The sequence below is a fragment of the Tamlana sp. s12 genome (assembly GCF_016767215.1).
Classification (GTDB): Bacteria; Bacteroidota; Bacteroidia; order Flavobacteriales; family Flavobacteriaceae; genus Pseudotamlana; species Pseudotamlana agarivorans.
The window spans coordinates 580,292-595,238 of sequence record NZ_CP068547.1 but is presented as its reverse complement, the minus strand read 5'-3'; the positions used below and the strand labels follow the sequence as shown (position 1 = coordinate 595,238).

Genomic DNA, 14,947 nt, shown 5'->3' with positions numbered 1-14,947 from the left:
GAAGTCTATATTAAACGTGTTATTTAGCAAAGTTATTAACCAATTGAATAACTTTTTTTAGGTGTTCTGGTAGAGTGTCATGTTTCCATGGGTGTGATGCTCCAAAAACATGATCGGCGCCTTCAACAATTTTAAAAGTGCTTTTAGGGTTCCATTTATGAAGATTTTCTGCTTCTTCTATTAATACGCTAGTATCCTTATCGCCATGAATAATTAGAAAAGGTTGGTTGAGGTTTGAAACCGCTCGTTTAATATTAAGGCGTTCTTTGTGCTTGGTAAAATCTTCATAAAACTGGTAAAAGTGTGGCATTTGTTGTTTTGTTCTGCCGTTTACCACATATTTTACCCCATCTTTCTTCCACTGTTCAGCATCACCAGAAATAGGGTAACGGTTGGCATAATCACTAACACCTGCTAGACTTATTACTTGTTTTACACGTCGGTCTTCATGAGCCTTTATACTTACAATGCCACCAGCTCTGCTATGTCCTAGAAGGATGATGTTATTAGCATCCAATTCGTTTTTATACATTTGATTTTCGGTTACCCAATCTATAATGGTTTCCAAATCATCTAACTCTTTACTGTAGTTGTTATTGCCAAACGCTTCTAAGTCGGGGAAATCTATGGGGTCTTCAACGGTTCCTCCATTATAAGCAAAATTAAATTTTACAAAAAAGTAATCTAATTCAGCGAAAGCTTTGGCCATTAAATCCCAGGCGCCCCAGTCTTTAAAACCTTTGTAACCATGGCAAAATATAAGCACAGGTTTAGGTTTTTTGTTGTCTTTAAAAAAGACATCTGTTAGAATCGGTTTGTTGTGTTTACCAGGAATGATGTTATTCTTTTCTATGATCATATTACACTTCTTTTTCGGTGAAATCAATTTTAGGATCGCATATTTCTAATATTAAACTTTTTAGTTCTTTTTCAAAGGAGGCTAAAGTTTCTTCAGTAATCAAAGCGTTTTTAGAACGGCTTCCTGCTTCCTTTTTTGAAAATTTTAAAAAGCCCGCACCCATATTTTTAAATGAAATGATACCGGCTTCCATAGGATATTTTAATATGCCTTGTTGTTGCATCATATAGGCATAAGCGAGTATTTGAAAGCTTTTGCTGTATTTTTTGTAATCTGTGGTAATGTCCTCCCAGTTGGTGATTTCTACTTGATTCTGGTCTACTTTCCCTGTTTTGTAATCAATGATTCTAATCACACCGTTGCATTCGTCAACGCGATCTACAATACCTCTTAAACGAACTGGGAAGTCTAATTCAGGAATGTTTATAATGATGTCGTTTTGGGCTTCAATAGCAAGAATTTTGATTTGGTCTCCCGCTTTTATACTTTTAATTTCTAAATCTAAAAAGTTAGAAACGTAGCGTTTTGCAATTTCAGAAATAATGAGGTTCTTTCCTTTGGTTATATCACCTTCTTTATATTCTGTTTTAAAATGATGTGTAACACGTTCTTCGATATGCGCTTTTAAACTTTTAATTACCTCCAAGTCGATAAAACGGTTTATTAACGGTTTGTAAAGATCTTCTAAGGTGTTATGTACAACGGTTCCAAGGGTATTTGCTGCAACAGTTTCCTCCACATCGTTATGATCCCGTATCTTTAATATATTTTGATAATAGAAATCAATGGGGTTACGCATGTAATTGGTTAACGAAGAAGGTGAAAAGCCTCCACTTGCCAATTTTTCGATAGCACTATTCAGTGCAGCGTTCTTTTTTACGACGGTCAATTTTTGTTCCAATATGGGTACTTGAGGCGCAATAATTTGGTGTTTAATATTATGAATGCCTTCAAGTTCTAATTGGGTTATAAATCTGCTTTTCTCACCACCTGTAAGTACATCTGCTTCTGTATTATATAGAATAATGACACGTTTTGCTCGTTGTAATAAACGGTAAAAATGATAGGTATAAACGGCATCCTTTTCTTTATATGTTGGAAGTTTATTTTCAATTTTAACGTCGTATGGAATAAAGGAATTGTTGCTTTTTCCAGAAGGTAAAACCCCTTCATTAACAGATGAAATTATAACCGTCTCAAAATCCAATACACGCGATTCTAACATACCCATAATTTGAAGACCTTGAAGAGGTTCACCTTGAAAGTCTAAGGATTCGGAGCTCAATAACTCATTATAGACGCTGTATAAGGTTGAAATGTCTTTAATATGCTCATGTGTATTGTTTAATTGTGTTAACCCATTAAAAAGCTCGTTAAAACGGAAAAGATACTCTAAGGACAGAATATCAGATTTACTGTTTTTATCTAAGCGCTCTTTGATAGCAAGAATTAAATCTGTGCAATTTTTTAAGGCTTGATCAATGGACTTATGCCAATTTGAAAAAAGTAAATCGATAACCGTAGCGCAAGGAGGTGCCAATTGTTTTAAGCGTTTTTCCGAGAGATAAACCATATTGTTGCTGTCAATGGTTTCTATGAGTAACGACGCATAATCTATATTTTCTACATTAAAAATAGGACGTATGAATTGATGGGAAACAACTTTAATAATGTCCTTATAGTAAAAGGATTTTGAATGAGTTTTATGAATATTAAAAAGTGTATCAAAAAAAGAAGCTAACGGGATTGATTTTAGAGGAAATCCCATAGTGATGTTTAAATCTTTAATAGCATCTGGAATGGAATTTAATACGGGTATGAGTAAGTTTTCATCACCTAAAATAACTGCGGTATTTTCTAAGGTGGCGTGCTCCTGGTGTAATTCTTGAAGAATAGTGCCAATATATTTAGCCTGCCCTATGTTTTTTGGAATTCCGAATATGGTGATGTCTTTTGATCCGGAATAGTTATTTGTAATCCACTCAAAGGGGTGGGTATTAAAAATGTTCCAGTATTTTTTATGCTGTCTCGTAAATAAGGCAGCATCATGTAATGGGTTTTCGAAAAAGACCTGATCTATATCCCAATAAATTTGTCCAAGTCCATGTTCTAATATGTCTTGAATGATAATTTCTTCGGCGGTATTTAAGGCGTTAAACCCTAGAAATATATACTGACTATCCTGATGTGCTGTAATGTATGCTTTTATTTGTTTAGCTGCTTCTCGGTAAATGAGACCTTGGTAGCCTATGCCTTGTTCTATAAGGTGGTTGGTGAAATGCTTGTAATAAGCAAAAAGCTTATTCCAAAAGGCCAAATAATTTTTAACAAATTCTGTTTTAGGCTCTTCAAGGGACCAGTGCTTTAAATCTTCAATGGCAGCAAGATATTCAAAGATGTGTTCTTGCGGAATGAGGTAGCGATCAATTTCATTAAAATCTTGAAGTAGGATTTGCGCCCATTTCGAGAAGGTTTCGAAACTGTCGATCTCATCGCCTTTTGAAATTTGAAGGTAACTGTTGTAAAATTCAAAAAGTAATTCGGTATTAGAAGTGCTTTCTAGTTTTGCTACTTCTTCTACAAACTCTTCAATACTTATAATTTTTGGAGCAAATAATGTATGGTCTAGAACCTTTGGGAGTTGGTTTTTTAAAAACACACCAGCACGTTTGCTGGGTAAAACAAAGGTAACTTCAGAGAAGTTTGTTTGTTTGTTTTTTAAATCTTGTAATACATCAAATATGAATGTTGTCATGTTATAAAAATAAAAAACGCTTCGGATACCCGAAGCGTTTTTCTTAATCTATTTATAACTTTTTAAAATATAGTCTTATTTTACTAAGTTAATTTCAACACGTCTGTTGTTTCTTCTACCAGCACTAGTTTTGTTAGTATCGATAGGTTTAGTTTCTCCATATCCTTTAGCAGATAATCTGAAGTCTTCAACACCGTTTTTAGTTAAGTAATCTTTTACAGAAAGTGCTCTAGCATCAGATAACTTAAGGTTAGAAGAAGCAGAACCTACACTATCAGTGTGACCTTCAACTGTAAATTTAGCGTGAGGGTACTCTTTTAAGATATCGATAATGTTTTGTAATACTTCTGCAGAGTGAGATTTAATTGTTGCTTTACCAGTATCAAATAAGATAGTTTTAGCGTAAGCATTTAAAGATTTTTGTACAGCTTCTGATAATTCTGGACATCCGTTGTTAGCAACAGTACCAGGAGTATCTGGACATTTATCATCTTTATCTAATACACCGTCACCATCAGTATCTGGCCAAGGACATCCACTGTTTGCAGCTGGACCAGCTTCGTTAGGACATTTATCATCACCGTCAGCAACACCGTCACCGTCAGCATCTGGACATCCGTTTAATGCAGCAATACCAGCAACAGTAGGACAAGCATCATCTTTATCAGAGATTCCGTCACCGTCAGTATCAGGACATCCGTTAAACTCAGCTAAACCAGCTTCGTTAGGACAATCGTCTTTGCTATCTTGGATTCCGTCACCGTCAGTATCAGGACATCCGTTAAATTCTTTTAAACCTGGTTCATGTGGACAAGCGTCATCTTTGTCATATACACCATCACCGTCAGTATCAGCACCACCAAATCTGATAGAGATACCAGCAGTGTGTTGGAAGTGAGAGTATAAGTAATCTTCGAAAGAATGTTTGTAAGCAACTTGAAGAGTTAAACCGATGTTTTCAGTAAACCAAACGTTTGTACCAACAGTTCCGTTTACAGTACCAGCACCAATTTCGTCAACCCAAGTGTAACCACCACCAACACCAATAAATGGATCGATTGTAGTTCCTTGTAAAAAGTTGTACTTAATAGTACCATCAACTCCATAGTAAGAAGCATCGCTGTACATTCCATCTTCGTCATCTCCAAATTTGGAAATTTTGTTTAAAGAACCAGCAACACCAAAAGTAAGTCCGCTACCTACATATTTCGATACAGAAATAGTTGATAGAGAAGGTAATATGTTCCAGTGATCAGTTGCATTGAAGAATTCATCAAACCATTCACCTTGTGGGTAATCTTCACCAACTGGGTAAAAGTCTACTGCGTTTGCTCCAATGGTAATCTGCCATGGATTGTTTTTGTCTTGCGCATTTACGTTGCTACAAACAAGTACAAGCAACATAGCGAACAATAATCTGCTAAGATTTTTCATATTCAAAAGTTTAAATTTTAAGTGTTAATTGTAAACAAAAGTAAGTTGTTAATTCTTATTAACAAAGACAAATATATAAAAATATTGTAGATATAAGTATGGCCAACCTAAGTTTGCATGGGCGTAATACTTATTTCAGACTGAGTTTAAATAACGTTTAACGCCTTTCCAACCTTACTGAAAGCCCTAATTGCCTTGTCTAAATGGGTCTTAGTATGTGCTGCTGAGAGTTGTACACGGATTCTTGCTTTTTCTCTAGGAACCACCGGAAAAAAGAATCCGATGACATAAATGCCTTCTTTTAGCAGTTCTTTAGACATGCTTTGAGCTAGATTAGCATCGTACAGCATAACTGGGACAATGGCAGAATCACCATCTATAATGTCAAAACCTGCCTCCTTCATACCTTTTTTAAAGTAACTGGTGTTCCATTCTAGAGTGTCTCTAAGCTCGGTATTGTTAGCAAGCATGTCAAAAACTTTAATGGAGGCGCCAACAATTGCAGGGGCTAAGGAATTAGAAAATAAATAAGGTCTAGACAGTTGACGCAGCAAATCAATAATTTCTTTTTTGCCTGTGGTATAACCTCCCATAGCGCCACCTAAGGCTTTACCTAAGGTTCCGGTAATGATATCAATGCGGTCTAATACGTTTTTTTCTTCTAAAGTACCACGGCCTGTTTTACCTATGAATCCTGCGGCGTGGCATTCATCGATCATAACCAAAGCATCATATTTATCGGCTAAATCACAAATTTTATCTAAGGGCGCTACGAGTCCATCCATAGAAAATACACCATCTGTAACAATAATTTTAAAACGTGCGCCTTTAGAGTTCGCAGCAATAAGTTGTGCTTCTAAATCGGCCATGTCGTTATTTTGATATCTATATCTCGCGGCTTTACATAACCGTACCCCATCAATAATGGATGCGTGGTTTAAAGAATCTGAAATTATGGCATCTTCAGCACCAAGTAATGGCTCAAATACACCACCGTTGGCATCAAAGGCTGCGGCATATAATATGGTGTCTTCAGTATGGTAAAAATCGGCAATTTTTTGTTCTAGTTCTTTATGAATATCTTGTGTTCCGCAAATAAAGCGTACCGAACTCATGCCAAAACCATGAGTGTCCATAGTATCTTTGGCTGCTTGAATAACTTCGGGATGCGACGAGAGTCCTAAATAATTGTTGGCACAAAAGTTTAAAACCGTTTCGCCTGTATTTAATGTGATTTCAGCACCTTGCGCCGAAGTAATAATGCGTTCCTCTTTATAAAGTCCGTTATCTTTGATGTCTTGAATTTTTTCAAGAAGATGATTTTTCAGTTTTCCGTACATTTTATTGAATTTTATGCAAAATTAAACAACTTTTACGGTAATCTCATTATTTGTGTATATAAGAATCTTCTTTTTAACGGTAAATAACATCTCTTCTAAAACATCTTGATATAACTGTAATTGTTGGGCGTGCTCTTTGTCTGCTAGGCCCGTTTTATAATCAATAATGGTAGCGTTATTTTCACTATCGATTACCACACGATCTGGACGGTATACCATGCCTGTTTTTGTAATAATATCCCGTTCATTATATATGGTGTGTTCGGGGTTGTTGTAGTATTTTAATAATTCTGGGTGCTGTACAATTTGTGTAACCAACTTTTTGAGCGTATTGGCTTGTTTTGGATTGATGATAGCGGATTTCAGATATTGATTAAAAACAGGGTCGATGTCTTTATCTGTTTTAATGCCAGCCATGATATCATGAATAAGGTTTCCTTTTTCTATGGCTGCCTCCTGATTCGTATCCCATAAAAGCCCAGATTTAGTTACTACCTTAATGTTGTGTGTTTCTTTAGCTGTTGAAATAAAAGCCTGTTGAAATTCGGTTTCTTGTTGTTTTGTTGTAGCTTTTGATGTTTTATTTGGCGAACCAAAAGCGTATAACTCTTGAGCATCCTGCCACAATCCTAAATGCTGTAGGTATAGTATTAAAAGACCTGAATATTTTTTGGAATTGACTTCCCCTTTAGCCGAAATGTCTTTGGTTGAAATGATAAATAATTGTTCTACCGATCGGGTAAGCGCCACGTAAAGTAAATTTATATTGTCTAAAGCCTGTTCCGATTCATGGCGGTTAAAAATGTTTAAACCTTCATCACCAAAATATTCAAAATCTTTAGTGTAGTTCAAAAGGGTATACGATAAGCCTTGGTATTGGGCTTCATCAATTTTAAACCATTCTTTAGGGTCGACATCACGAGCCATATCTAAATCGGCATAAGGAAAAATAACCACTGGAAATTCTAAGCCTTTAGATTTATGGATGGTCATAATCTGTACAGCATCTTGTCCTTTAGGTGAAATAATACTTAAATTGTCTTTCTTCTTATTGAAAAATTCAAGGAAACCAGAAATGTCTGATCCTTTCTTTTGAGCAAAATCATGAATGATATCTAAGAAAAACTGAATGTAGGCATTAGAGTTTTTAACAAGTCCGAAGGTTCTAACAATCGTTTCGGCCATGTCGTAAAGTGGAAGTTGTAGCAGTTCGGAGCTTGAAATAGAAATATTAAATTCTTTAAAGCTCTCAAAGAGTTCCTCTATAGAAAGATGAATATGATTGATGAAATAGTCGTGCTTGTTTTCAATTTGAAAATGTTCGGTTAGAAAATGCAAGACCTTGATTTTTATTTCATTATTTTTTGGCTGAAGCAGTAGCGTTAATAAATAGGTTATGAAACCAACTTCAGGAGCATTGTTTATCAATAACGTTTCCGATGAAATGATTGGGATGTTATGCTGACTTAAATAATTGGCTACAGCCACACCTTCTTTCTTTTTTCTTACTAGAACGCAAATGTCTTTCAGTTGAAAACCGTTTTCCAGACTGTTTTTAATCTTTTCTAAGGTGATTTCTGGAAATATGTCGTTTCTGTCGTCTTCTTTATTGATGTCTAAAAAGGAAAGTTCCACATAACCATTTTCATCTTTAGTGATTTGTTGTGACGCGTCGTTGTATAGCTTTTGGTAGGCCTCATGATGAAATACCTGATTGGCTAAAAACTGAAACAAACCGTTATTAAATTCAATGACTTCTTTAAAACTCCTGAAGTTAGCGGGCAGGTTTGCAACATCTTTTTGGATGTGAAACGGATTAACATCGTTAAACAGTCCTATAAATTGTTCGGCTTTTCCTCCGCGCCAACGGTAAATAGCTTGTTTGGCATCACCTACTAGCATGGTGCTTCCGCCTTGAGCGGAAAGAGAGTTTTCTAATAAGGGGATGAGATTTTCCCATTGTAATACCGAGGTGTCTTGAAATTCATCAATAAAATAATGTTTAAACTTTTCGCCAATACGCTCATAAATAAAGGGTGTAGGTTGTGCTTTAATCTCGGTACTAATAATGGCATTAAATTCGGAGATCAGCATTTTATTTTGAGCTTCTTTTAAAGCGATTAATTCATTATTAATGGCATTTAATACGGATAAAGGCGTGATGTTTTTATAAAAGTTCTTTAAAAATTTAAGATGATAGACTTCTTCTTTAATACTATTGTATGATTCTTCAATTTGTGGTAAGAGGCTATCAATGGCACTAGCTAAGTCGGCGTTTAAGGATTTGGTGTATATGCCTTTTCTTTCACTTATGTTTTCTCCCAGTTTATTGTCGTATAGTCTAAGGAAGTCTAAGTTTAATGCTTTTAAAAAATGATTCGGAAGTGTTTTTCTAGAAAAATTTGAATGCTCTAAACCTTTATCCTTAATGATGTCTAATACATGTTGTGCTTTAGTTTGAATCTTGCTTTCTGAACTTGCGATTTCCTGTTTCAGCTGAACTTTTAAGTTTTTAAAATCTTGTAAACTTTTATCTTTTAAGGTTTCAATGAAAGGAATGTCATTTTCGTTGGTAAGCAGTTTGGCTATTTTATTAAAATCATAGGAGAGGTCCCAGCTTTTATCATCATCGGCCTTTTCTAAAGCAAAATCAATAAGTGTCTTGGTAAGTTCGGTATCGGTTCCTGCTTTGGTAATTAAACTGTCTACGGCCTCAAAAAGCAAAGACTCTTGGTCGAGTTCCACTTCAAAATTTAAGGGTAATTTTAAATCGTGGGCAAAAGTTCTAATGAGTCTGTGCGTAAATCCATCGATAGTCGAAATATCAAAAGCTGCGTAATTATGTATGATGTAGTTTAATAGGTTTTCCGATTTTTTGTGTAGCGCTTCCGGAGTCATTTCTAAAGCCTCACAAATGTCATTAAACATACTGTCGTTAGCGGTTAATATAGAAGGTTGCGCAAAGTTTTTTAGGGTTTCAATAATGCGATCCTTCATTTCGGCAACCGCTTTATTGGTAAAGGTAATGGCTAAAATGCGCTTAAATTGATCTTTTGAATGCGAACCAAATAGTATTTTTAAGTAGGCTTTAACCAGTGTGTAGGTTTTACCGCTTCCAGCCGAAGCATTGTAAATGGTAAAGGGTGCTGTGGATTGCATAAAAGGAAATTTGCATACAAGATAAAAACTATCGATGATTTGATAACAATTAATTATTTTTAATTGCCCGCTTTTATGTGTAAATTTGGACAAATCAAATATTATTAATTAAAAACTAAAATTATGGCTTTCGAATTACCGAAATTAGGATATGCATACGATGCTTTAGAACCACACATTGACGCAAAAACAATGGAGATTCACCACTCTAAGCATCACCAAGGTTACACAAACAACTTAAATGCTGCTATTGAAGGAACTGATTTAGAAGGAAAATCTATAGAAGATATTCTTACGAATTTAGATATGAGTAATGGTGCTGTTAGAAATAATGGTGGTGGTTTTTATAACCACTCTTTATTTTGGGACGTTATTAGCCCAGAAGATAAAGGTCGTTTATCAGGAGATTTAAAAGATGCTATTGAAGCTGCTTACGGATCAAAAGAAGCATTTGTTGAAGCTTTCTCTAAGGCTGCAGCAACACGTTTTGGATCAGGATGGGCATGGTTATGTGTACATAAAGGAGGAAAAGTTGAAATTTGCTCAACGCCAAACCAAGACAACCCATTAATGCCAGGAACTGGATGTGGTGGAACACCTATTTTAGGTCTTGATGTATGGGAGCACGCTTACTACTTAAACTATCAAAACCGTCGTCCAGATTACATTTCTGCATTTTTTAATGTAGTAAACTGGAACGAAGTTGAAAAACGTTACGCAGCAGCGAAATAAGCATAACTTTGTTATTAAATTTTGAAAACGCCTTGGCTTAAACCGAGGCGTTTTTTTTGTTTTCGATTTTACTAATTACTCATTCGAGTCGCATATATAGCTTTTATTTTATGATTTAACTCGTTTGTATAGTTCATGTCGAGTTTAATTTCGAGGCGAGGCTAAGGTTTTAATATAGTTTTACTGTTTAAAACCAAATCGTATGAAACTTTTTAATTACCTACTTATACTTTGCTGTGCTTTTCAACTCACGGCACAAAACTATTCAGGGACCATTACCGATAAATCTACAGGTGCTTTTATTGAAGGCGCCTTAGTGACTTTGGTTGAAACTAACCAACAAATTACAACAACAAGCAACGGACAGTTTTCATTCTCGGTAACCGATAATTCGCCGAGAACTCTTCAAATTAAAAAAGCAGGCTATGTTTTTGAAGATTTAAGAAGTCTTACGCCAACCACTAATATCGATATTCAGCTAAGAGCTAAAATAAAAAGTTCGGCAACGTCGCGTTGGGAGAATTATTTATCGAGTTGCACCGCATATAATAATCCAAATATCCCAGATGATGCCAATTGGAATGTCACCTTTACCGAAACGAATTTAACTGGCGATTTTGCTCCCAATGCGACTTACACCCGTCGAGATCCTAGTGCAGTAATTCAGCATAATGGCCTGTATTATGTGTGGTACACTTATAAATTATCTGAGACTTCAACTTATTTTGGTACCAACGATGTTAACGATAATGTGTTTCCCTGGGATTATTGTGATATTTATTTCGCTACCTCTGCAGATGGCTTTAATTGGGATGAACAGGGTGTTGCTGTGGCTAGGGGAGCTTCCGGACGTTTCGACGATCGCTCTGTGTTTACACCAGAAATCTTTGAGCATGAAGATAAATTCTATTTAATATATCAGGCGGTTCAGCATCCTTATATCGAGCGGGTTAAGAATACCGTAGCCATGGCGGTAGCCGATTCGCCTAATGGTCCATGGACTAAACTAGATTCGCCTATTTTAAGAGCCACCGATAATGGTATTTGGGCAACAAATTCTACAAGTCGTCTTGATGTGATTGAAAAAGGCGATTTTGATAGTCATAAGGTACATGATCCTTGCCTTATGTTTTATAATGATAAATTCTACTTATATTATAAAGGCGAGCGTATGGGCGAGGAGCGATATTGTGGAGAACGTGAAATTCGTTGGGGCGTTGCTATTGCCGATTCGCCTACTGGACCTTATGTAAAATCTGAATACAACCCTATTACCACTTCGGGACACGAAGTTAGTGTTTGGCATTATAATAATGGTATTGCTATCATTCAAAAATTGGATGGTCCCGAAAGAGGCTCGGTACAGTTCTCTACCGATGGGGTAAATTTTGAAATGAAGGGGACAGCAACGCACGTACCTGATGCGTTAGGTATTTTTCGTTCAAACACGGAAGGCACAACACCTTCATCTGGGGTTAGTTGGGGATTGGCACATCAACTTAACTGGGATCAGGTTCAAGGCGGTTGGATGCATTTAAAACGTTTTGATTTGGTACAAGAAGTCAACGAACCCTCAAGTGATGCCATTATTATAGAAGCTGAGGATTTTGAAGCTACTAAAAATGAAGTGGGATATGCACCAAATGGTTATGATGGTGTGCATGCCAACGCCACAGGGGTTGACCACGTTAACCGCCAAGATTGGATGGAGTTTACAGTACATATTCTTGAAACTGGTATGTATGAGCTCACGTATCTTATTAGTACACCTTCTGATAACGCTGCTGTGCAAATGCAAATAGATGGGCAAATTGTTGCTAATACGACCGTGCCTAATAATGGTAGCTGGTCGAATTACGAGCTTTTAAAGCATCAATCGCTTATTCATATTGAATCTGGTGTTCATGTGATTCGCATTTTAGCAAATGGAAGCAACGATTGGCATTGGAATATGGATAAGTTTTACTTAGAGAAACAATCGGCATTAAGCCTTTATCCGCAAGATAGTGATGTTTTAGATGACTTATTTGTTTATCCAAATCCTTCAAAATCATTTTTGTATATCGGTAATCTTAAGCAATCGGTAAATTATAAGGTTTATGATCTATTAGGAAGGCATGTATCACAGGGCATAGTAGGTCCAAACCAATCGGTTGAAACTACAAATTTTGAAGAAGGACAATATGTATTGATGCTGGAATATAAAAAGGCTAAGCAATCTTTGATGTTTATAAAGGAATAGGCTATTAAAAGGGTAAAATTCATGGAAGTATATAAAATGAAAAAGGTGAACAACCTAATGTTCACCTTTTTGCCCCAAATCTACCATGAACTTAACCTACTTATGTTATGGTGCCCCAAATATAAAGTTGATTAGCCAACTGCTAAAATATATTAGCTGAACTACGTAAATATTGGCTTAAAAGAAATGTTTTGATTGAAGTGTGTACGTGTAACCTTCAGTAATTCAGAATTGTAGGTGTTGTACTGCGAAAAATAGAGAAATAAAAAAGGTGAACAGATGTCCACCTTTTTTGCCCCAAATCTACCATGAACTTAACCTACTTATGTTATGGTATTACCAAGTTATAGGTAATTCCTCTAACTAGAGTATTTATTAGATAAACGGTAGATTTATAAGATTAAATGTTTTTATGTGGTACAAAACGCTTAAAAGTAGGTTTTGTACCACAAAATTGTTTTGTTGTTTTTACTAGTACGCACGCTCTCGATTACCTTCAAAAAAGTTAATAAAAGCTCTGTTTACCACTCGGTTACCCCCAACGGTTGGATAGTTTCCTGTAAAGTACCAATCACCTAGGTGTTCTGGACATGCTTTATGTAGATTTTCTACCGGTTGGAAAATGATTTTAACTTCAGCTTTTACGCTTTCATCACTTAATAATTCAGAGATTTTATCTGAAATCTGCTCGTCCGTAAATGGATCATAAATTTCTTTTACAAAATTTTGGACGTATTTATCGGCAAGTTCTGTTTGCGTGATACATTTTTCGTAAACTTCCTTAACAATATCATATTTGCCTTGGTCTTTAAGAAGCTCTAAAGCGGCTCTAAAAGCAATTAAATCTTCAAGACGGGCCATATCAATACCGTAGCAATCTGGGTATCGAATTTGAGGTGCCGACGATACCACGACGATTTTCTTCGGATTTAAACGGTCGAGCATTTTAAGGATACTTTTCTTTAAAGTGGTTCCTCTAACAATACTATCGTCAATGATTACTAAATTATCATTAGGTTTTATAACGCCATAAGTTACATCGTAAACATGCGCTACTAAATCATCTCTACTACTATCTTCGGTAATAAAGGTTCTTAGTTTTACATCTTTAATTGCGATTTTTTCAACACGGGCACGCTCCGATAAAATTTCGGTCACTTTTGCAGCCGATAAGGAACGTTGGCCATTCAATATGGCTTCAGTTTTCTTCTCGTTGATATAGGCTTCAGCCGTTTCAATCATACCAAAAAACGACGTTTCAGCCGTGTTAGGAATGTATGAGAATACCGTGTTTTTAGTGTCGTTATCTATGGCTTCTAATACCTTTGGCATTAATAATTTACCTAGTTTTTTACGCTCTTGATAAATTTCGGCATCACTACCTCTAGAGAAATAAATACGCTCAAAAGAACAAGATTTTCTTTCTAAAGGTTCTAATATCTTTTTAAATCGAACTTCGCCAGATTTTTTAACAATAATAGCTTGTCCTGGATCTAATTCTTTTACTTTATCAAAGTCAACGTTAAAAACAGTTTGAATTACAGGGCGTTCAGAAGCTACTACAACCACTTCGTCATCTTGGTAATAATATGCCGGACGAATACCTGCTGGGTCTCTTAATACGAAGGCATCACCGTGACCAATAAGTCCAGCCATGGCATAGCCACCATCCCAGTTTTTAGCAGCACGTTTTAATATTTTAGCCACTTTTAAACGTTCTGCAATTAGCGGAGACGCTTGTTGTTTATTGTAACCTTCCTTTTTTAAATCTCTGTAAACCTTGCTTACTTCATCATCTAAGAAATGACCAATTTTTTCCATAATGGTTATGGTATCGGTATATTCCTTTGGATGTTGTCCTAATTCGATAAGATTTCCGAATAATTCTTTAACATTAGTCATATTAAAGTTACCAGCCATAATCAAATTACGGTGCATCCAGTTATTTTGTCTTAAAAAAGGGTGTACGCTTTCTACGCTATTTTTTCCGAAGGTTCCATAACGTACGTGACCTAGAAAAACTTCGCCTATATAAGGGATGTTCTTTTTTTGTGCCGCCACATCATCCATATATTCTGGATGCTCTTTAAATTCCTTATTAACACGATCGTTAATTTGGGCAAAAATATCTTGAATAGGCTGTTGCGCGATCGAACGTACTCTACTTATGTAGCGCTCTCCAGGTTTTGTATCTAATTTAATACTTGCTAATCCAGCACCATCTTGACCACGATTGTGCTGTTTTTCCATCATTAAATACATTTTATTTACCCCATAAAATGCACTGCCATACTTCTCTTTATAATATTCTAAAGGTTTTAATAGGCGTATAACAGCTATTCCACATTCGTGTTTTAAGGCATCACTCATAATATTCTTGTTTTCGCTTTTTTTAAAAATTCGATATGTTGTAATGAATTTTTAAG

The 14,947-nt window shown here is 35.8% G+C and carries 8 protein-coding genes; 2 read left to right on the top strand and 6 right to left on the bottom strand.

The window, feature by feature from the left end; translation table 11 throughout:
- Positions 1–19 precede the first annotated feature (19 nt).
- The 5 genes from JJL45_RS02470 to JJL45_RS02450 all read right to left on the bottom strand — a co-directional run bounded on the left by JJL45_RS02470 (position 20) and on the right by JJL45_RS02450 (position 9,547).
- Positions 20–859 carry an alpha/beta hydrolase family protein gene (locus JJL45_RS02470; protein WP_068600874.1) on the bottom strand — a complete coding sequence of 280 codons (840 nt, stop codon included), beginning with the start codon at positions 857–859 and terminating at the stop codon, positions 20–22.
- Between the two features lies 1 nt (position 860).
- Positions 861–3,614, bottom strand: a complete 2,754-nt coding sequence (locus JJL45_RS02465; protein WP_068600875.1) for a PD-(D/E)XK nuclease family protein — start codon at positions 3,612–3,614, stop codon at positions 861–863.
- Positions 3,615–3,689: 75 nt separating this feature from the next.
- Positions 3,690–5,048: an OmpA family protein gene (locus JJL45_RS02460; protein WP_067145258.1), complete on the bottom strand. Its 1,359-nt coding sequence runs from the start codon at positions 5,046–5,048 to the stop codon at positions 3,690–3,692.
- A gap of 146 nt (positions 5,049–5,194) precedes the next feature.
- Positions 5,195–6,388 carry a glycine C-acetyltransferase gene (gene kbl, locus JJL45_RS02455; protein WP_068600877.1) on the bottom strand — a complete coding sequence of 398 codons (1,194 nt, stop codon included), beginning with the start codon at positions 6,386–6,388 and terminating at the stop codon, positions 5,195–5,197.
- Positions 6,389–6,409: 21 nt separating this feature from the next.
- Complete coding sequence (locus JJL45_RS02450) at positions 6,410–9,547, bottom strand: UvrD-helicase domain-containing protein (RefSeq protein WP_068600879.1); 3,138 nt, start codon at positions 9,545–9,547, stop codon at positions 6,410–6,412.
- A gap of 123 nt (positions 9,548–9,670) precedes the next feature.
- Here JJL45_RS02450 and JJL45_RS02445 point away from each other — a divergent pair, with 123 nt between their 5' ends.
- Together JJL45_RS02445 and JJL45_RS02440 are read left to right on the top strand one after the other, a co-directional pair.
- A complete protein-coding gene (locus JJL45_RS02445) occupies positions 9,671–10,279 on the top strand; it encodes a superoxide dismutase (protein ID WP_067145251.1) in 609 nt (202 codons plus the stop codon).
- A 202-nt stretch (positions 10,280–10,481) separates the two neighbouring features.
- Complete coding sequence (locus tag JJL45_RS02440) at positions 10,482–12,521, top strand: carbohydrate-binding protein (RefSeq protein WP_068600881.1); 2,040 nt, start codon at positions 10,482–10,484, stop codon at positions 12,519–12,521.
- A gap of 471 nt (positions 12,522–12,992) precedes the next feature.
- Here the strand turns inward: JJL45_RS02440 and JJL45_RS02435 are convergent, their stop codons facing one another.
- Positions 12,993–14,891, bottom strand: coding sequence for an amidophosphoribosyltransferase (locus tag JJL45_RS02435; RefSeq protein ID WP_068600883.1), 1,899 nt, complete (start codon positions 14,889–14,891; stop codon positions 12,993–12,995).
- Positions 14,892–14,947: the final 56 nt, after the last annotated feature.